Below are 18,732 nucleotides of genomic sequence, written 5' to 3' on the forward strand. Positions count from 1 at the left end.
AGATATCGAAAGAAACATTTTTGGAGAAGATGATGAAAGTACCATCACAGAAGCGAATTTATAGAGACCTTGATTCTGGCATTATTTCAGGTGTGTGTGCAGGTGTTGCACGTTATTTTGATATCGATGCAGTATGGGTAAGAGCGGCAGCGATAGCGGGTTTATTTATCGCCACCCCCATCACGCTAGTAGCTTACGTGGCTGCCGTTATCCTACTACCGAGATTAGTGTAATGAAAAACTTTTTAATTGCGTTAGTCATCGCCATTATTTTGGTGAATTGTTTGGGAAGCCTTGTAGATAGCTGGCTCGGCATGCACCTTGTTATGTCTGACGAGTTGCTAAGTCCTTGGGAAAACGTGGCAGTGCTTTCGTTAATTGGTGTTGCCCTTGCCATAGTGGGCTTTGTTGTTGCTATAAGCGTTATGGGTACGATTCTTTTAGCTTTAGGTGCAGGCTTTTTGGCTTTGCTGGTGTTGGGTGTCAGTGCTTTCTGGCCAATTATACTAATCGGTATCGCGCTATATGCTCTGAAAAATCGTAAATCTGCTGCTTATAGGCGACAAAATGACGTAAACATGCGCCACACTTTATAATTAACATAAATAAATTTAAATTGTGTTAACGTAGTAAAAGGTGGTGTTATACCGGTAACCGTCATAAAGGTTTCGCATTTTTCACATAATATTAGTTGTTTCAAATAGCTGACCACCGTCGGCTATTTGTTATTTAAAAGGAAGGTTGGTGTTTATATGAGACAATCTATTAACTCAAAACAGATAGCGATTGTCGCTGTGGTGATTTTTTTACTGTTCTGGTTAATCGGGTGGTATTGGAGTTTATCTCCGGACACGTATGATGTTAGAAAACGTTTGGAACAGAACTCACCCGTTGAAAACCCTACCAACATAGCGGGTTACACATTGACCACTACTATGATTGATGTGTCAGAAACTTTGCTAGATAAGCCTGGTGGTTACCTTTCAAATGATGTCATTCCTCCTGGTGTCTTTTTAGATAACATGCCTGCGTGGGAGTTTGGTGCACTAGAGATGGTGCGAGATCTCGCGCTTTCTATGCGCAAAGATTTCAGCCGCTCTCAATCTCAATCCATTGAAAACCCATACCTGACAAAAGCCCACCCTAAATTCAATATGGATCATAAAAGCTGGGCATTACCTTCGTCTGAATCAAGCTATGCTGAAGGTATCGAGCTTCTTAAAAAATATCGAGACGAGTTGGCAAACACACGTAATTCAGACAGTCAGTTCTATACCCGAGCAGATAACCTGCGAGAATGGTTGAAGCAGGTTGAAAAACGGTTGGGTAGCTATTCACAAAGATTAAGCGCCAGCGTAGGATCTGCGAGAGTTAATACAGATTTAGCTGGTGACGCTAACGCAAAGCAATCTACGCCTAGCAGCAACCAACGAGTTGTACAGACAAGCTGGTGGAAGTTAGATGATAATTTTTATGAAGCGCGCGGTGCAACATGGGCTTTACTACACTTTCTTAAAGCCGTAGAAATTGAATTTAACGATGTGCTTGAAGATAAGAATGCCCTAGTGAGTCTTCAGCAAATCATTCGCGAACTGGAAGCAACACAACAGTCTGTTTACAGTCCGATGATTTTAAACGGCAGTGGCTTTGGTATGTTAGCTAATCACTCTTTAGTTATGGCTAACTATATTTCTCGCGCAAACGCTGCTTTAATTGAAATATCAGAACTTCTTAATCAAGGATAATTAATGAAAAAAGGTCTTATAGCTGCCGCATTGGGATGCGCATTATTTTCAGTTTCATCTCACGCAGACACTATTGCTGGCGTGTATGTTGGTGCACAAGTGTGGCAAACCGATACACAAGGTGGTTTTGCTGACAACAACAACACCGCTGACTTCAATTTTGACGATGAAACCAATACGGCGTTATACATTGCCTTTGAACATCCAGTACCTTTCTTGCCGAATGTGAAGGTAAATCACACCACGTTAGATAACTCTGGGACTACAGCGCTTCAATCTGAATTTACCTTTGATGACGAGTTGTTTCGAAGTGACGCTGTTGTAAACACTGATATAGAGCTTGATGCAACCGACTTCATTTTGTACTACGAGCTGTTTGATAACGACCTAGTTAGCTTTGATCTTGGTGTAAATGCAAAATATATTGATGGCGCTTTAAGTGTTGTTGAGACAGACAGTAACACCAGCGGCTCTGCTGAGTTTTCGGGCATAGTGCCTATGGCATATTCAAAAGTGCAGCTGGGTCTTCCATTTACGGGACTGTCTGCATATTTTGAAGGCAGCTATTTGTCATTCGATGACCACGAGCTAAGCGACTATCAGGCTGCAGTTCAATACTCGTTTATTGAGAGCTTAGCAGTCGATATGACGCTTCAAGTTGGTTACAGAAACGTAACGGTTGATATTGAAGACCTTGATGATGTTTATGCTGACATGGAATTCGACGGTGTATTCGCAGGCTTAGAACTTCATTTTTAAGCGCTAACTACCTGTATTTAAAGGCGTGGCCGCTCGTGCAGTCCACGCCTTTTTTATTTTCCGAGCGTAATCTTCATGTACGTTATTACCTATTCACACAGTCATTAGCACTTTCAGTAATAAAAAAGTTTCATTTATTCTTTTCTCTTCTTGTAGAAAGCCGTTAGCCTTAGCGCCATTGATAAAAGGCTAAAAGACTATGTCACAAGATTCTAATTCGAACTCAGCGCCAGGCGCGGTATTAAACGAACAGCAGTGGAATGCAATTACGCAAGCCATTGCAGGCTTAAATCGTGATCAACTTACTTGGGTAAGTGGCTATGCAGCAGGCATGGCAGCTGCACAAGGTGGTTCGGTTGCCCCTGTATTACAAAGCGCGCCTGCAGTTGCGGGTGATGCACCAACGTTAACTATTTTGTACGGTTCACAAACCGGTAATGCGAAAGGTGTTGCAGCGCAGTGTCAAGCGAAAGCAGAAGAAGCGGGCTTTAATAGCAAGCTAGTTAGCATGGCAGATTACAAGCCTCGCAACTTAAAAGCAGAAACTCACGTGGCGGTATTTGTAAGTACCCACGGTGAAGGCGATGCACCCGATGATGCCATCGAACTGCACGAATTCTTAGCAGGTAAAAAAGCACCTAAGCTGGCAAGCACTAAATACGCCGTGTTGGGTCTAGGTGATAGCAGTTATGAGTTTTTCTGCCAAACAGGTAAAGACTTTGATGAGCGCTTTGGCAAGCTTGGTGGCAAACCTATTGTTGAGCGCCTTGATTGTGATGTTGATTATGAAGCTGAAGCCGAGGCTTGGCTCAATAAGCTGATTGAATCTTTAAAAGATGACTTTAGCGCAGCACCACAGGCTGCGGTAGCGGCGCAAACTGGCGCAGCAGTTCAGGGTGTAGCAGCACAGACTTACACTAAAAAAGCGCCGTTCAAAGCAACGTTAATTGATGCTCAGAAAATTACGGGTCGCGATTCAGTTAAAGATATCCGTCACATTGAAATTAGCCTTGAAGATAGCGGAATTACCTACAAGCCAGGTGACGCGCTAGGCGTTTGGTTCAAGAACGCCGACTCTTTGGTATCAGAACTTATTAGTATTTTGTCGTTAGATGGCAATGCTGAAGTGTCTGTTGGTGACGGGACAATGTCGTTAACTGAAGCATTAACGTCTAAACTTGAATTAACCTTAAGCTACCCTAATTTCATTAAGTCTTATCAAGAAGCGACCGGCTCTGAGTCGTTAGCGAGCCTGATGGAAGATAAAGCGCAGTTACGTACCTACATGGCTGAGCGTCAAATCATTGATATTGTGCGCGATCACCCAGGTAAGCTGTCTGAACAGCAGCTTGTAGATGCGTTGCGCCCACTTACGCCACGTTTGTACTCTATTGCATCAGCCCAAGCTGACGTAGAAGACGAAGTACACTTGACGGTAGCTCACGTTGACTATGAAGCGTTTGGTCACCGTCATCAAGGTGGTGCGTCTGGTTTCTTGTGTGAGTATTTACAAGAAAATGGTGAGGTAGAAGTTTTCGTTGAAAACAATGACAACTTCCGTTTGCCGGAAGATCCGAATACACCCGTTATCATGGTTGGCCCAGGCACGGGCATTGCACCGTTTAGATCCTTTATGCAAGAGCGTGACGTTCAAGGCGCTGAAGGCAAAAATTGGTTGTTCTTTGGGAACCCTAATTTTACGCAAGATTTCCTATACCAGGTAGAGTGGCAAGGTTACGTTAAAGAAGGTCTGCTAGATAAAATTACGCTCGCATTCTCTCGTGATCAAGAAGAAAAAGTATACGTTCAGCACCGCTTGTTAGAAAACGGTAAAGAAGTGTACGAATGGTTAGAGAAGGGCGCACACATTTATGTGTGTGGTGATGCAATGCACATGGCGAAAGACGTTGAAAATGCCCTTATTAGTATCGTGCAAGAGCACGGCGGAAAATCTGAAGCCGATGCTAAAGCCTATATTGTAGAGTTACGAAAAGCGAAACGTTATCAGAAGGATGTCTATTAATGAGTAACGAAAAATCACCATTTATCGTTGAGGGCAAACTGGCTGACAACGAGCGCTTAAAGCGTGAAAGTAATAATTTGCGCGGCACCATCACTACGGATCTCAAAGATGATCTTACAGGTGGCTTCACGGCTGATAACTTCCAGCTTATCCGCTTCCACGGTATGTACCAGCAAGATGACCGTGATATCCGCGCTGAGCGTGCAAAGCAAAAACTTGAGCCGCTTCACAATGTGATGCTGCGCGCTCGTTTACCGGGTGGCGTAATCACGCCTGATCAATGGTTAGCTATCGATAAGTTTGCCGCTGACCACACTATGTATGGCAGTATTCGTTTGACCACGCGTCAAACATTTCAGTTTCACGGTGTGTTAAAGCCTAAGATTAAGTCTATGCACCAAATGCTGAACAAGGCTGGCATTGACTCTATTGCAACGGCAGGTGATGTAAACCGAAACGTACTGTGTACGTCAAATCCGGTTGAATCTGAGCTTCACCTTCAGGCGTTTGAATGGGCTAAAAAGATAAGTGAACACTTACTTCCTAAAACTCGCGCCTATGCTGAAATTTGGTTGGATGGTGAAAAAGTTGAGACCACTGAAAAGCCTGTTGAGCCTATTTTGGGTGATAACTATCTGCCGCGTAAGTTTAAAACGACGGTGGTTATTCCTCCACAAAACGACGTTGATGTTCACGCAAACGACCTTAACTTTGTTGCGATTGCAGAAAATGGTCAACTAGTTGGCTTTAACGTGCTTGTTGGTGGTGGTCTTGCAATGACCCACGGTGATAAGAGCACCTATCCGCGTAAAGCATCTGATTTTGGTTTTATACCGTTAGAAAACACGCTAGACGTTGCCGCTGCGGTTGTTACCACGCAGCGTGATTGGGGTAACCGTGTTAATCGTAAGAACGCGAAAACGAAATACACCTTAGAGCGTGTTGGCGTAGACAACTTCAAAACTGAAGTTGAGAAGCGCGCAGGCGTGACTTTCCAAGATAGCCGACCTTACGAATTTACCGACCGTGGTGATCGTTTTGGCTGGGTTGAAGGCATTGACGGCAAATACCACCTGACTGTGTTTATCGAAAATGGTCGTATTTTGGATTACCCAGGTAAAACGCTAAAAACAGGTTGCGCAGAAATTGCCAAAATACACAAAGGCGATTTCCGTTTAACCGCAAACCAGAACTTGATTATTGCTGGTGTTCCACCCCAAGACAAAGACAAAGTAGAAGCCTTAGCTCGTGAGCATGGCCTCATTGCGCCGAGTATTTCTAATCAGCGCCTTGATTCAATGGCCTGTGTTGCATTGCCAACTTGTCCGCTAGCGATGGCAGAAGCTGAGCGTTATCTGCCAGATGCTGTTACCGAGCTAGAGGGTTTACTTGCCAAACACGGTTTAGAAGAAGACAGTGTTATTTTCCGCGTAACTGGCTGCCCAAATGGCTGTGGTCGCGCAATGTTGTCAGAAGTTGGCTTGGTTGGTAAGGGCCCAGGCAAGTACAACTTGCACTTAGGCGGCAATCGAGAAGGTACACGCATACCACGTATGTATCGTGAAAATATTAGCGAACAAGAAATCATGGCGGAGTTAGATACGCTACTTGGTCAATGGGCTAAAGAGCGTGAGAGTGGCGAGGCCTTTGGTGATTATGTTGTTCGCGCTGGTGTTGTAAAACCAGTAGTAGACTCCGCACGGGATTTCTATGACGAATAATACAGCAGAAAAGCAGCAACCACTTACGCTTGATATCAGCAAAGAAGCCCTTGCTGATATCAACGATATGTTGGAAAAAATGACAGCGCAAGAGCGAGTAGCTTGGGCGCTGGACAACTTGCCCGATACTCATATTGTGTCTTCGAGTTTCGGAGCGCAGTCGGCAGTTATGCTGCACATGCTTACTCAAGCACAACCGGATATACCCGTTGTGCTTACCGATACCGGCTATCTGTTTCCAGAAACCTACAAGTTTATTGATGAATTGGTCGAGAAGCTTAATTTAAACCTACACGTTTATAGTGCAGAAATGTCATCTGCTTGGCAGGAGGCTCGATTTGGCAGACTTTGGGAGCAAGGCATCGACGGTATTGAAAAATACAACAAGATGAACAAAGTTGAACCAATGCAGCGTGCGTTGGGTGAACTGAATGCGGGTACCTGGTTCGCAGGTTTGCGCAGAAGTCAATCTGATACCCGTGGCAAGCTGCCTGTTCTACAAAAAGTAGGGCAGCAGTTCAAGCTGTATCCGATTATCGATTGGAGTAACAAAGACCTTCACTATTACCTTAAAGACAACAACCTGTCTTATCACCCGCTGTGGGAACAAGGTTATGTTTCAATTGGTGACTGGCATACAACCCAATCGCTTCAAGAAGGAATGAGTGAACAAGACACCCGTTTCTTTGGTTTGAAACGCGAATGTGGATTACACGAGTTCGGTGACGGTATTTAACTTATGTTAAATACCTCACTCAATACTTGATTGATTTCTTGTAGATACGTTTCGTTAGTAGACTTAGTCACCAGTTTATAAAGTTCAGCACCTACTGAAGTAAATTTATAATAAACCAATGCCACTCCCGGCGCTTTACATGTGAGTGTCATGTTTTCATTAACACATCGCCAAGTAACCTGCTGCCCTTCAGCGTATTCTGCACTCTCGATTTCACTGGCATAAATCAATTTCATTTCTTGCAGAGATAATAAATCAGGGTAGCTGAGGCCAACAGAGGCTAAGTTTATTTGCTCTGGAATAGGCTTTTTAAGAAACGAAAAAAGACCCTTGCGCTTATGATACCCTACCAATATGCGCGGAACGGTATCATTACTCTTTCGACTCGCTATGTTAACTGCTTTATTAAATACCTTTGCATCTCTGTGAGTGAGTGTCTTGAGTAGTTGCAGGGTACGTAGTGAAAAACTGCCTGGACGCGCTACTTCCACGGCAAAAATTTTTCCCCACAATTCCTGCATGGGGGGGCTATAAATCTCTTCAGCCATTGTACTAAAGGCAAAAAACCAGTCGGGATCAAGATTATCGCTAGTTTGTTCGTTGATTGAGACATTTAGTGCTATATTTAGAACAGATTGAAGATTGCTCGCTTTTTGGGTTTCTAGGATCTGTTTTCTTCGTTCTAAGGCGTGTTTTTGCTTTTTAGGATCAGGAGACAACATAGAAGGGCTAATTCCCACTCTAGCGAACCACGTTAGCATGCGTTGGCGACTTGCATCGGTTTGTGTAGAGTTTGCTACCTTCTCAGCAGCAGTTTGGCTAGTCGTTGCTATTGTGCCATTGCCTTCCGTGTTCTGAGTTTTTTTTATCTCAGGAGAAATGTGCTGAGGTGTTATCTTCATGTTGGTTTAAATAAAATGAATGTAAATTAGCGTGTACCATGTGAGCACTATTGCATTGCGTAACCCATTTATCAATGCAATCGTCTCCTTAATACAGTAAGTCATGCATTCTTGTTTTGTATGTATCGAGGAAATGAGCGGTAATGTCGGCAATGGATTACGATAACGACGAGTTAGTTTTTTTAGACGATGATGGTTCAGTTGAAGAGCAGGTTTTACTCGGTAAAGACTGGAATATTCTTATTGTCGATGATGATGAAGAGATTCACACGGTAACGCGCCTTGCCCTGTCTGACCTCATCGTAAATGATCGAAAGTTAAACTTCATCCACGCTTATTCTGCAAAACAGGCCAAAGAGAAGCTCCATGAGCACGGTAACAGTATTGCCATCATTCTACTTGACGTGGTGATGGAAACTGATGATGCTGGCTTCGACGTTGTTAAATACATTCGCGAAGATATGAAGCTCTTTGAGCCTCGCATAATATTGCGTACTGGGCAGCCAGGGTATGCGCCAGAAGAGCAGGTCATTAAAGTGTATGATATTAATGACTACAAAACGAAAACTGAGCTTACTCGCGCTAAACTGCTCACTACCATTATTTCTTCGCTCCGCTCTTATCAGCAAATTATTACCATAAGCCAAAGTCGCGCAGGTTTAGAAAAGATTATTACGTCTTCGGCCAATTTGTTTGAAGAACATTCGGTCAAAGAATTCTGCGAAGGGGTTGTTACTCAAATCAGTTCCCTGATAGGACTCGATTCTGAAGGTCTATTGTGTGCTAGGGCCGGGTCATTACTAGACCGAGACGACGAACAAGTATATGTACTTGGTGCCGCGGGTGAATACGCCAGATATATCAACCAACCGGTTGTAGATGTTAAAAACAGTGAAATTGAAGAAAATGTATCGCGCTGTCTACGTCTTAAAAAACATGTCTTTGAGCTTAGCTGCTCAGTACTTTATATTAGCAGAGCGGGCTTTGAAGCCGCGGTTTACGTTCGGCAAACTCACGAAATAAGCGAATTAGATAAAAACCTGCTTGAAGTCTTTCTTTCTAGTATTTCCGTAGGCTACGAAAACGTCAATTTGTTTCATGAATTGAGAAACGCTGCCTTTAGAGATTGGTTAACGCGTTTGCCTAACCGCAACGAATTTATCAACATGCTTGATAAACCCCATCTGTTTGCGGGAGAAAATTATACTGTTGCACTTATTGATGTGAATCATTTTTCTGATATCAATGATGGTCTTGGCCAAGAGGTTGGTAATGAGCTTTTACGAGCAATTAGCGACCGCTTTCATTCTGCGCTAGATGTTTCTGTTCAAAAGGGCCGCATAGGTGCCGACGTGTTTGGTCTAATTGGCCCGGATGAACTAGTTTGTCCTAAATCAATCAACAATATTTTTCAGTCTTCATTTCTGGTCGGTGATCACACCCTACCTGTAAACGTTACTCTTGGGCTATGTAAGCTGGATAATAAACGTCACATTGGTATCGAAATTTTAAAGCGTACTAACATCGCGCTAAATCGCGCCAAGAAAAACCTGACTGATAACTTTGAATATTATGCCAAAGATATCGAAGATCAGACAACTTGGCGCCTTGATATGATTCGCCAACTTCGCAGTGATTTTGCGGCACGTAAGTTGGAACTGTGGTTTCAACCGCAGGTGGACTTACTGAATGAAAAAGTGGTGGGTATGGAAGGCCTACTTCGCTGGCCCGATGGCGAGGGTGGTTATATCTCTCCTGCTGTCTTTGTTCCGTTGGCCGAGTATTCTGGGCTTATTGTTGATATTGGTGAATGGGTTTTGGAAGAGTCATGCAGACGTCTTCAAGCGTTAAAAGAGAAAGGCTACGGGCATCTTAGAGTTGCTGTTAACATCTCTATTCCACAATTTCGCGACAGGTTATTTGTGGATAAAGTAAAACAAGCTCTTTCCAAAGCTAACTGCGACCCGAGCTTATTAGAGCTCGAAATAACAGAGAGTGTGGTGATGGATGAACCACAAATTGTTATTGATGCCTTGCGTTCACTAAAAGAATTCGGCGTTCAAATAGCCATTGATGACTTTGGAACAGGATTTTCCTCCATGAGTTATCTACAGCAGCTACCGCTAGACCGGCTAAAGGTCGATCGTTCATTCGTTAAAGATATTAAGCCAGGCGCAAGTGCAGTGTTAGCTGAAACCATAGTAACGCTGGGGAACAAGCTAGGCTTACTGACTATTGCTGAAGGCGTGGAAAAAAGAGAGCAGGCGAGTTACATGATAAAGCTCGGTTGTGACGAAGCTCAGGGGTATTTATATGCGAAGCCCATGCCGTTCGACGCGCTCTTAGCGTTTCTTGAAGAGCACGACTAAACTTTCAAAACAGACTCGATAGTGTGTCGCAACCTAGGAAGAACATCTAAATCAAACCAAGGATTTTTAGCGAGCCACCTGTTGTTTCTGCCAGATGGGTGGGGTAGGACGAAGTGTGTTTCAGTCGGACTGCGTACAGCTTCAGTTAATGTTTTGTATTGTGGTAAGTAATACTGTTGCGAGTATCTACCTAGGTAAAGTGTTATTTCAGGTTCTAAGTAAGAAAGAAATTGATTGTGCCACGTAGGTGCACATTCTTTTCTGGGAGGAGCATCAGCGCCGTTTCTATAACCTGGAAAGCAAAAGCCCATTGGCATAATAGAAACTAGCCGCGGGTTGTAAAAGGTCTCTTTAGAAACCGATAGCCAATCGCGTAACCGATCTCCGCTCGGATCCGCAAAAGCCTTATCACTTTCATGCGCTTTCATCCCCGGTGCTTGTCCAATAATAAGTATCTTGGTTGGTGCGGCAGTGCTAAAAATAGGGTTGGGTGTTTGCGGTAGATAAGGGGCGCATAGCGTGCAATTCTTAGCTTTGGCAACCAATGCATCGTGCCCTTTCAAAATTTTCTCCAATTATTTCTTCTTGTCATACTTCTGTCATATTAGTGTGATCTAAATTTGACTATCTAATGTATATACAGTATGTTTAATAGTGACAGTAGTAGACTGTAGCACAGGAGAAGAAACATGCGTAAAGTAGTACTAACATTAGCTCTTTCAGCAGCCTTTGGTATTGCGCATGCGGAATCTGGTGAAAACCAGCTTTTCGATTGCATGGATGCGAAAACATTCGAAATGAATAACCAATGTATGTCTGATCAAATCGGCAATAACATTCGTTTCCGTGATGCACAAGCAAAGCTGATCGACATTGCAAGCGAGAGTCAGGGTGACTACGCCATTGCAACAATGACGTTCGATCAAGAAAATATGCACATCGACATCGTAGCACATAAAGACTCGCTTAATGCGCTTGCTGCGAACCGTAACTAATTTTAGTTAACGCATATAAGCCGGCGACAATTTCGCCGGCTTTTTTGTGGCTGCTAGAAAATTCTATTCAGTCCATTAATAGCAGCGACTCGATAAGCTTCTGCCATGGTTGGATAGTTAAACGTAGTGTTAACGAAGTAATCTATGGTATTTCCTTCGTCTTTTTGCTGCATAATGGCTTGGCCGATATGAACAATCTCTGAGGCACGTTCGCCAAAGCAGTGAATTCCCAAGATCTGTTTTGTTTCACGATGAAACAAGATTTTCAAACTCCCTGTCTGCGTTGACGCAATTTGCGCTCTGGCCAAGTGCTTGAACTGGGCTCTACCCACCTCGTAAGGTACTTTTGCTGCGGTAAGTTCTTGCTCTGTTTTTCCTACAGAACTGATTTCCGGAATGGTGTATATACCAGACGGAATATCCTCTACCAATGCAGAGTGTGTTTTAATACCCAGCATGGCTTCTGCAGCAAAGCGCCCTTGATTATAAGCTGCTGATGCTAAGCTTGGATAACCAATCACATCGCCAACTGCAAAGATATTGTCTACGTCAGTCTGATAATTCTCGTTTACTCTAAGCTGGCCTCTGCCATCAGCTTTCAAACCAATGTTTTCGAGTTTAAGTGTATCAGTATTACCTGTGCGACCATTAGCAAACAGTAAGCAATCCGCCCGCATACGCTTGCCTGACTCTAGGTTCAAAATTACCGAGTCATCGGTGGCCTCAACCGAAGAATAAGTTTCGTTGTGGCGAATAAGCACGCCGTTATTCCATAAATGGTAGCTAAGCGCATCAGATATCTCGTCGTCAAGAAATGAAAGTAAGCGATCGCGCATATTAACGAGGTCTACTTTTACACCTAGTCCTCGGAAGATACTGGCATATTCTGACCCAATTACTCCAGCACCATAAATGATGATTGATTTAGGATCGTGATCTAATGACAAGATCGTATCTGAGTTATAAATTCGTGGGTGGGTGAAATCGATATCTTTCGGGCAGTAAGGCCTCGAACCGGTTGCTATAGCAATTTGGCCCGCAGTGACAGTATCTTTTGAGCCATCTTTCCGGGTGATCTCTAACGTATGCGCATCTACAAAACTGGCTTCGCCGTGAAAAAGCGTAACGCGGTTTCTGTCATAAAAAGAAGAACGAAGTCGCGTTTGGCTTTTAACAACACCGCTAGCATGACGCATAATGTCAGAAAAAGTCAGGCTTTTGCTTAGGTGGTTGTCGGCAAACAAGGGAGATGAATTATATTCAATTAGACGACTGACAGAGTGTCGAAGCGCCTTCGACGGAATAGTGCCCCAATGGGTACACCCACCTCCTACTGCTTCGTAGCGTTCCACCACAGCAACTTTTTTTCCGGCTTTAGCAAGCTGCATTGCAACACCTTCTCCACCAGGACCTGTGCCGATAACTATTGCGTCATAGTGATACGATGGAGCTTTTGTTTTTTGCTTCGTTGCCATGTTACCTTCCCGTATTATTACTTCTATGATGTGGCGTCTGAAATTACAGTAACCGCCATAATTCAGTTTATTATGTAGCGTGAACATCGAACTTAGAATAAAGCTAAGTTTTTATCCCAATCTTCCAAACTCCAGTATAACTACCTTACTTGAAGTGTCATTCAAACTATAGATCAAAAAAAACCACATAAGCATGGGCTTATGTGGTTTTCTACGAATACAAGAGTAAAGAAAATAGTTACGCCATTTGAAGCGACAAACTCTGCAATTGTGTCCATTTTTCTTTCTGAACAGCAAAGGCGTGTTTCAGCTCTTTATATTTATATGCAAGCTCAAGCCCTTCAATACTCCGCTTTAAGGTGCGTTGCTTAACGCGCATCACGCGTTTTTTCGTGGCGTAGTATTCACTCATACGCTGCATCAACAAGTCGTACTCTTCTTGAATTGTGTGCATCATTTCTTCCGCATTCGGCAGTAACGATACTTTTTCACTTGCCCTTTGAAGCTGCATGGCCGCCAAGGCTTTTTCGATGCGCTCTTCAGGTACTTTGCGAAGATTCGACGTTAAACCTACATAAGAGAGCCCTTTAATTAGCCATTTAGTTGGATCAAACTGATACCAACGAATGCCATTGCGGTAGTCGTACTCAAATATGTGATGATAGTTGTGATAACCCTCACCAAACGTGAAGAATGCTAAAACGCCATTATCACGTGCCGTATTCTTATCTGTATAAGGCTGACTACCCCAGAAGTGAGCAAGGGAATTAATGAAAAAGGTTACGTGGTGGACTAGCACTAGGCGAAGTACGCCGGCTACCAAAATCATGCCCATCACGTCGCCGTTAAGATAACCCAACAGACCAGTAATTCCAAAGTTAGCAACGAGTACAATAGGCAAGTAGTATTTATGCTGCCACATCACAACGCTATCTTTTTGTAGATCTTTACAGTTGCTGTAATCATCGTAACGCTTAGCTTGATACTCCCGTAACATCCAGCCGATGTGCGCAAACCAAAGCCCTTTCTTTGCAGAGTAGGGATCTTTGTCGTTGTCATCTACATGGCGATGGTGAACGCGATGATCTGACGACCAGTGCAAAATACTATTTTGCAGGGCCATGGCACCACCAATCGCTAATATGACACGAACTACAATGTTGGCATCATAGGTTTTATGTGACCATAAGCGATGATACCCAGCAGTTATCGACATACCGGTGAAATAGAATAGGAATATAGCGGTACCGATTTCTGTCCAATCGATACCCTGATATGCCACCCAAAGCGGCACACCTATAAATGCAATTGCGCCTGATATTATAAATACCAGCACATTAGTAAGGATAAGAGGAGGTTTTTTCATTTTATACAACTTGGCTTACAACTGTTCGCTAATTTATCGTTTTACGAGGCTTCAGGCAAGCAAAACCAAGATTAGTTCTGCTTACATGTGTAAAGTTTAATTATAGCCAAGTGTAGTCAAAACACAGATAAAACGTGACGAAAACTGCTTAACCTTTGTTTATTAAAGAGATGATTTTGTTTCTCTTTCCTGATGAGTAGATGTTGAGATAGACTATGCATGCTAGTCTTTGATGTACGAGGTTCGATTGCGTTAATGGTTATTCAGATGACGTTGAGAGTAGTCTCTAAAGTTAAAAAATCATCAGACCATTAAAAGTTAATGAACACAGGGTGCAAACGTGAGCCGACAAGAACAGAAATTAAAAACCCGCCAGAATATCATCCATGCTGCGTTTTCACTGCTAGACGAAAACCGCAGTTTATCGGCAATTAGCTTGCGCGAAGTTGCCCGAGAAGCAGGCATTGCCCCCACGTCTTTTTATCGGCACTTTAAAGATATGGACGAGTTGGGTTTAACGTTGGTGGATGAAGCGGGTTTAGCGCTTCGACAGCTTATGCGTCAGGCTAGAAGGCGCATAGCTTCAGGCGGCGGCGTCATTCATACCTCTGTTGAAACCTTCATGGAGTTCATCGCGGCCAATACAAATGTATTTCGATTATTACTGCGAGAGCATACCGGTACGTCGTCGGCTTACCGACTTGCAGTATTCAGAGAAATTCAACATTTCATTGATGAACTTACTGACTACATTATCGAACAGCAAGGCGTGGAATACGCTTGCGCTCAGTTACAAGCCGATGCAATGGTAAGACTGGTCTTTAGTGCCGGAGCTGAAGCATTAGAAGCAGATGATAAGCTTAGAAGTGAAATCGGCGAAAGAGTGAAAGCGCAACTTCGCTTTGTTCAAGTGGGCGCTACGCAAAAAGCCTAGCGCGGAAAAGAATTTACAGTATAAAGTGTTCTTCCAAATTATATTTCAGTGTGAGATTTTTCCTTACTTACACGCAAATTAGCTTTTGCGTGTAAGAAGAACCCCAGCCTCAATATGATGAGTGAATGGAAATTGATCGAAAAGCGCAGACTGCACAACGTTATGAGTTTCGCTCAAAAGCTCAAGGTTCTGCGCCAATGTTTCGGGGTTACATGAGATATATACAATATTATCGTAATCCTGAATCATTCTAAGTGAATCTTCATCTAATCCAGCTCTTGGAGGGTCGACCAATACAGTGGTGAAATTATAAGTGCTTAAATCAATGCCTTCTAAGCGACTAAACGTACGCTCGCCCTTCATAGCCTGAGTGAATTCTTCAGCGGCGAGTCTTACAATCTTCACATTATTAAGCTGATTTTGCTCAATGTTAAACTGAGCAGCCTGCACCGAAGGTTTAGCTATTTCGGTACCCACTACATTATCAAAGTGAAGGGCTAACGGAAGTGAAAAGTTGCCGGCACCACAATACATTTCCAGTAAATCGCCCGAGAGCGGCTTTACACAATCTAGAGCCCATTCAATCATTTTACAGTTCACTTCAGCGTTAGGCTGGGTAAAACTGTTTTCTATATGTTTGAAAACGAATTCTCTACCGTTTACTGGCAAACGCTCAATCACAAAATCGTTGTCGATAATGAGTTTTTGTTTTCTAGCGCGACCGATGATGTTTACTTTGGGAAAGTGAGTCTCAAGTGTTGCTTGTAATGCTTTTGCAGCCACTTGCCATTCTTCATCTAATTGACGATGGTATAAAAGGCTTATAACAAGTTCGCCAGACAGTGCAGAAAGGTAGTCGATTTGAAATAACTTTTTTCTTAGAGTTTCGTTTGGTCTTACTTCTTCAAGCAGAAGTTCCATTGCATCGTTTATTGCTTTACACGCAGGAGGAAAGCTATCCACACGATATTTTTCTTTTGTTTCCTGATTAAACATTATGTGAAATAAGTCATCACCCTCATGCCATACTCTAAACTCCGCACGCATACGATAGTGCGTTGGCTGAGATGGGAACACTGAAAGCTCTGGGGCATTGAATGGAGAAAGCAACGCACCGAGACGATTAACTTTTTCGTCTAACTGATCTTGATAGCGTTGTTGTTCAGTGGTGGTCATAAAATTCTCCATTCATTGTTGAGGTCGCGAATTGTAGTCCCTTAAAAAATAACTGCAACAAGCGCTCCCGACTTCTTCATTATTAATTAGCGTGATTACCTAAATAGCTTTTAGAAAAAAATGCTGTATTAAAATTAAACAATATTGATTCTTTGCCGATAATAAGAATGAGGATAGTGAGGATCAAATTATGAACGTGGGTCAAATAAAAGCTTTTATGGGAGACCAAAAGGTTGATCAGAAAGCGGATCAAAAGGCAACGGTTCACCCGAATGAAGCGCTTAAAAAGCAGTTGAAGCAAGATGGATTGCAGCAAGCCGCTGAGTTCTCGAAGCAACAAGCGGCTTCAGTATCTGTTTCAAGTAGCCAAACGAGTATCGGCTTGCGCGTGGTAAGTAGCAATATTAATCAAGCGTTGGAAATAGATGGGCAAAAACCACAAGAAACCAAAGAGAAAAATCTTGAAGAAAAGTCAAACGGCTTATTCGATTTTGAAAAAGTAGCCCGAAATGTACTTAAGTTCGTAGGCAGTGTTATTCGCGGCGCAGCTGATGGAGGTGCCAGCGAAGAAAAGCTTGCCGGGCTCTTTAGCCAAGCAAGAGATGGAGTAAGCCGCGGTTTCGCAATGGCAGAAAAAGATCTCGCTGGGTTTATGAATGATGAGATTGAACAAGGTATAACCAAAAGTCGTGATCTCATCGATACAGGTATTGATGATCTAGAAACTGACATATTTGGTCGACAGCAGCCGAGCGCGGTATCACTTTCATCCTTAAACGCAGTAGCTGCATCAGATGAGAAAAGCGGTAGCTTGCTGATTCGAACTAAAGATGGGGACGAAGTGAGTTTTAGTTTTGAAAGTCTTCGCTCGTTCCAAGCCTCTCAACAACTTAACTTCCAGGCACAGGCATCTCAGGAGCAATCAGGCGGTAGTGGTGAACAAGGCGAAAACAATTTTTCAGCATCATACCAACAACAGACTTCTTACCAATACTATGAACGAAGCGGTATTAGCTTTTCATTGAAAGGCGAACTTGATGAAGATGAGCTGGAATCGATCGCTGATTTGGTCGGTCAAGTTCAGGATCTTGCCGATACTTTCTACAGCGGAGATATAGACAAAGCGTTCGAAGAGGCACTAAGTTTAGGCTTTGACGATAAAGAGTTGGTTGGCTATGCGTTACAGTTGAATAGGACTACACAAACCGAAGTGTTAAAAACATACGAGAATATCCAGCACTACAACGAGGATAAAAGCGACAACGCTAAATACGGTAATGTGGTTAGTCCAATCGCTCAATATCTAGAGAAGATGATGGATACCTTTGCTAACGCAGAAAGTAAGTTAGAAAGTAGTGAAGACTATAATGCGTTAATCGCTGGCATTATTAACGAGATGGAAGATGTTCAGGTACCCGACCTTATATCAGCAATAAATAGATTCCGCTCGTTTAACCAAACCCTGTTAGAGGGTCTTCCTCAATCTGCTGAAACTAGCGAAAGTTAATGGTCTACCAAAATAAAAAGCCCGGGAGCAAAGCTAACCGGGCTTTTTTTGAATAACTGATACTGAGTATACAGGACTATGCGTGTTCGACTTTATCCTTTGCAGGACGAACCTTAAGTGTTCGTTCCTGAAAGATTGAGTCGTTAGTTTTATTGATAACACTACTTAGATCATCAGTGACAACCTCAATAAAACCGTAACCTTTTCTTTTCCCGGTTTTGCGATCCTTCATCAAACGAACCGACTGTACTTCGATAAAGCTACTGAAGTATTCCTTTACTGCATTCTCGTTCGCTCTATAGGGTAAGTTACCCACATATAAAGTCTCGACTGATCCGTTATTGGTGTGTGCTCTGGCATCTGAGGAAGATGGACTTTGAATAAGAGACGCTAGCCAAGGAGTGACGATACCGCTTATCAGCAGAGCTGCCGATACGGTAAGTGGAACATGGACGTTTAAACTAGCAGAAGAAAATAACAAATACCCTGCAATTGCAAAAATAGCGCTAATTACAGCGCATTGAATAAAGCCTACTTTCATATACCTACCTTTCTATTGTTTATTATGGTGTTGGAGGCTGTATATAGTTTACTCATTTGTAACAATTTGAACAATAAAATGTGAAAAAACTAGTCTAAAGATGCATTGAACCCATAGAAATGATGTAGAAATGAGCGGTTAACATCAAAAGTGCCTTAAAATGCAAAAAAATCCAATTTAAGTGTTGATCTTTCTCAAGAGGTATCTATAATGCGCTCCACGTTCTGAGGGGGCTTCGAGAAAAACAAAGTCAACTTTGAATTGAGTGCGAAACCAAGTTTTCAAACAGATAAAAAGTTTAAAAACATGGTTGACATCGAAAATAAACGATGTAAAATGCGCACCTCACTCGAACAGGGTGAGTCACTAAGAGGCAGCGGCTTATAGTGAATTGCGACGAAGTCGCAACGTTCTTTAACAATTTAGACAAGACAATCTGTGTGGGCACTCGTTAAGAGTGTCACAACGACGATTCATATTTCGA

Annotated in this window: 17 protein-coding genes; 11 read left to right on the forward strand and 6 right to left on the reverse strand. The window is 42.9% G+C overall.

The genetic code is table 11. The features are described from left to right. Window positions 1-32 precede the first annotated feature (32 nt). From ACXAGV_RS18360 to ACXAGV_RS18390, 7 genes are all read left to right on the forward strand, one after another. Window positions 33-233: a PspC domain-containing protein gene (locus tag ACXAGV_RS18360; RefSeq protein ID WP_458730277.1), complete on the forward strand. Its 201-nt coding sequence runs from the start codon at window positions 33-35 to the stop codon at window positions 231-233. Then, window positions 233-595 (forward strand): hypothetical protein, encoded by a 363-nt coding sequence (locus ACXAGV_RS18365; RefSeq protein ID WP_474874468.1) that lies wholly within the window; start codon window positions 233-235, stop codon window positions 593-595. The genes ACXAGV_RS18360 and ACXAGV_RS18365 overlap by 1 nt, the downstream gene beginning before the upstream one ends. Window positions 596-751: 156 nt before the next feature. Beyond that, on the forward strand, window positions 752-1,744 hold the full coding sequence (locus tag ACXAGV_RS18370; protein WP_474874469.1) for a DUF2333 family protein: 993 nt from the start codon (window positions 752-754) through the stop codon (window positions 1,742-1,744). A 3-nt stretch (window positions 1,745-1,747) separates the two neighbouring features. Continuing rightward, a complete protein-coding gene (locus ACXAGV_RS18375) occupies window positions 1,748-2,503 on the forward strand; it encodes a TIGR04219 family outer membrane beta-barrel protein (RefSeq protein ID WP_474874470.1) in 756 nt (251 codons plus the stop codon). A 199-nt stretch (window positions 2,504-2,702) separates the two neighbouring features. After that, window positions 2,703-4,526, forward strand: a complete 1,824-nt coding sequence (locus ACXAGV_RS18380; RefSeq protein ID WP_474874471.1) for an assimilatory sulfite reductase (NADPH) flavoprotein subunit — start codon at window positions 2,703-2,705, stop codon at window positions 4,524-4,526. Next, window positions 4,526-6,247 (forward strand): assimilatory sulfite reductase (NADPH) hemoprotein subunit, encoded by a 1,722-nt coding sequence (gene cysI / locus ACXAGV_RS18385; protein WP_474874472.1) that lies wholly within the window; start codon window positions 4,526-4,528, stop codon window positions 6,245-6,247. Before ACXAGV_RS18380 ends, cysI begins: the two co-directional genes overlap by 1 nt. Next, on the forward strand, window positions 6,237-6,983 hold the full coding sequence (locus ACXAGV_RS18390) for a phosphoadenylyl-sulfate reductase (protein WP_474874473.1): 747 nt from the start codon (window positions 6,237-6,239) through the stop codon (window positions 6,981-6,983). The genes cysI and ACXAGV_RS18390 overlap by 11 nt, the downstream gene beginning before the upstream one ends. Here the strand turns inward: ACXAGV_RS18390 and ACXAGV_RS18395 are convergent. Next, entirely contained in the window at window positions 6,980-7,885 is a 906-nt protein-coding gene (locus ACXAGV_RS18395) for a TIGR03899 family protein (protein ID WP_474874474.1), read from the reverse strand. The genes ACXAGV_RS18390 and ACXAGV_RS18395 overlap by 4 nt on opposite strands. A gap of 143 nt (window positions 7,886-8,028) precedes the next feature. Between ACXAGV_RS18395 and ACXAGV_RS18400 the strand changes: the two genes are divergently transcribed. After that, complete coding sequence (locus tag ACXAGV_RS18400; RefSeq protein WP_474874475.1) at window positions 8,029-10,254, forward strand: bifunctional diguanylate cyclase/phosphodiesterase; 2,226 nt, start codon at window positions 8,029-8,031, stop codon at window positions 10,252-10,254. On the opposite strand, the gene ACXAGV_RS18405 is transcribed toward ACXAGV_RS18400, so the two are convergent. Then, window positions 10,251-10,829 carry a uracil-DNA glycosylase family protein gene (locus ACXAGV_RS18405; protein ID WP_474874476.1) on the reverse strand — a complete coding sequence of 193 codons (579 nt, stop codon included), beginning with the start codon at window positions 10,827-10,829 and terminating at the stop codon, window positions 10,251-10,253. The genes ACXAGV_RS18400 and ACXAGV_RS18405 overlap by 4 nt on opposite strands. A 114-nt stretch (window positions 10,830-10,943) precedes the next feature. On the opposite strand from ACXAGV_RS18405, the gene ACXAGV_RS18410 reads away from it, so the two are divergent. Beyond that, window positions 10,944-11,249, forward strand: coding sequence for a hypothetical protein (locus tag ACXAGV_RS18410; protein ID WP_025254039.1), 306 nt, complete (start codon window positions 10,944-10,946; stop codon window positions 11,247-11,249). A 53-nt stretch (window positions 11,250-11,302) separates the two neighbouring features. Here ACXAGV_RS18410 and sthA read toward each other — a convergent pair whose 3' ends face one another. Continuing rightward, on the reverse strand, window positions 11,303-12,724 hold the full coding sequence (gene sthA / locus ACXAGV_RS18415) for a Si-specific NAD(P)(+) transhydrogenase (protein WP_474874477.1): 1,422 nt from the start codon (window positions 12,722-12,724) through the stop codon (window positions 11,303-11,305). 238 nt (window positions 12,725-12,962) lie between these two features. Continuing rightward, on the reverse strand, window positions 12,963-14,090 hold the full coding sequence (locus ACXAGV_RS18420) for an acyl-CoA desaturase (protein ID WP_474874478.1): 1,128 nt from the start codon (window positions 14,088-14,090) through the stop codon (window positions 12,963-12,965). A 340-nt stretch (window positions 14,091-14,430) separates the two neighbouring features. On the opposite strand from ACXAGV_RS18420, the gene fabR reads away from it, so the two are divergent. Next, window positions 14,431-15,024 carry an HTH-type transcriptional repressor FabR gene (fabR, locus tag ACXAGV_RS18425; protein ID WP_269918394.1) on the forward strand — a complete coding sequence of 198 codons (594 nt, stop codon included), beginning with the start codon at window positions 14,431-14,433 and terminating at the stop codon, window positions 15,022-15,024. Between the two features lie 78 nt (window positions 15,025-15,102). Here the strand turns inward: fabR and trmA are convergent, their stop codons facing one another. Then, a complete protein-coding gene (gene trmA / locus ACXAGV_RS18430; RefSeq protein ID WP_474874479.1) occupies window positions 15,103-16,200 on the reverse strand; it encodes a tRNA (uridine(54)-C5)-methyltransferase TrmA in 1,098 nt (365 codons plus the stop codon). Window positions 16,201-16,390: 190 nt separating this feature from the next. On the opposite strand from trmA, the gene ACXAGV_RS18435 reads away from it, so the two are divergent. Continuing rightward, on the forward strand, window positions 16,391-17,707 hold the full coding sequence (locus tag ACXAGV_RS18435; protein ID WP_474874480.1) for a DUF5610 domain-containing protein: 1,317 nt from the start codon (window positions 16,391-16,393) through the stop codon (window positions 17,705-17,707). A 76-nt stretch (window positions 17,708-17,783) separates the two neighbouring features. Here ACXAGV_RS18435 and ACXAGV_RS18440 read toward each other — a convergent pair whose 3' ends face one another. Then, a complete protein-coding gene (locus ACXAGV_RS18440) occupies window positions 17,784-18,248 on the reverse strand; it encodes an RNA recognition motif domain-containing protein (RefSeq protein ID WP_474874481.1) in 465 nt (154 codons plus the stop codon). Window positions 18,249-18,732 lie beyond the last annotated feature (484 nt).

It is taken from the genome of Alteromonas sp. ABH4_453 (genome assembly GCF_056160665.1).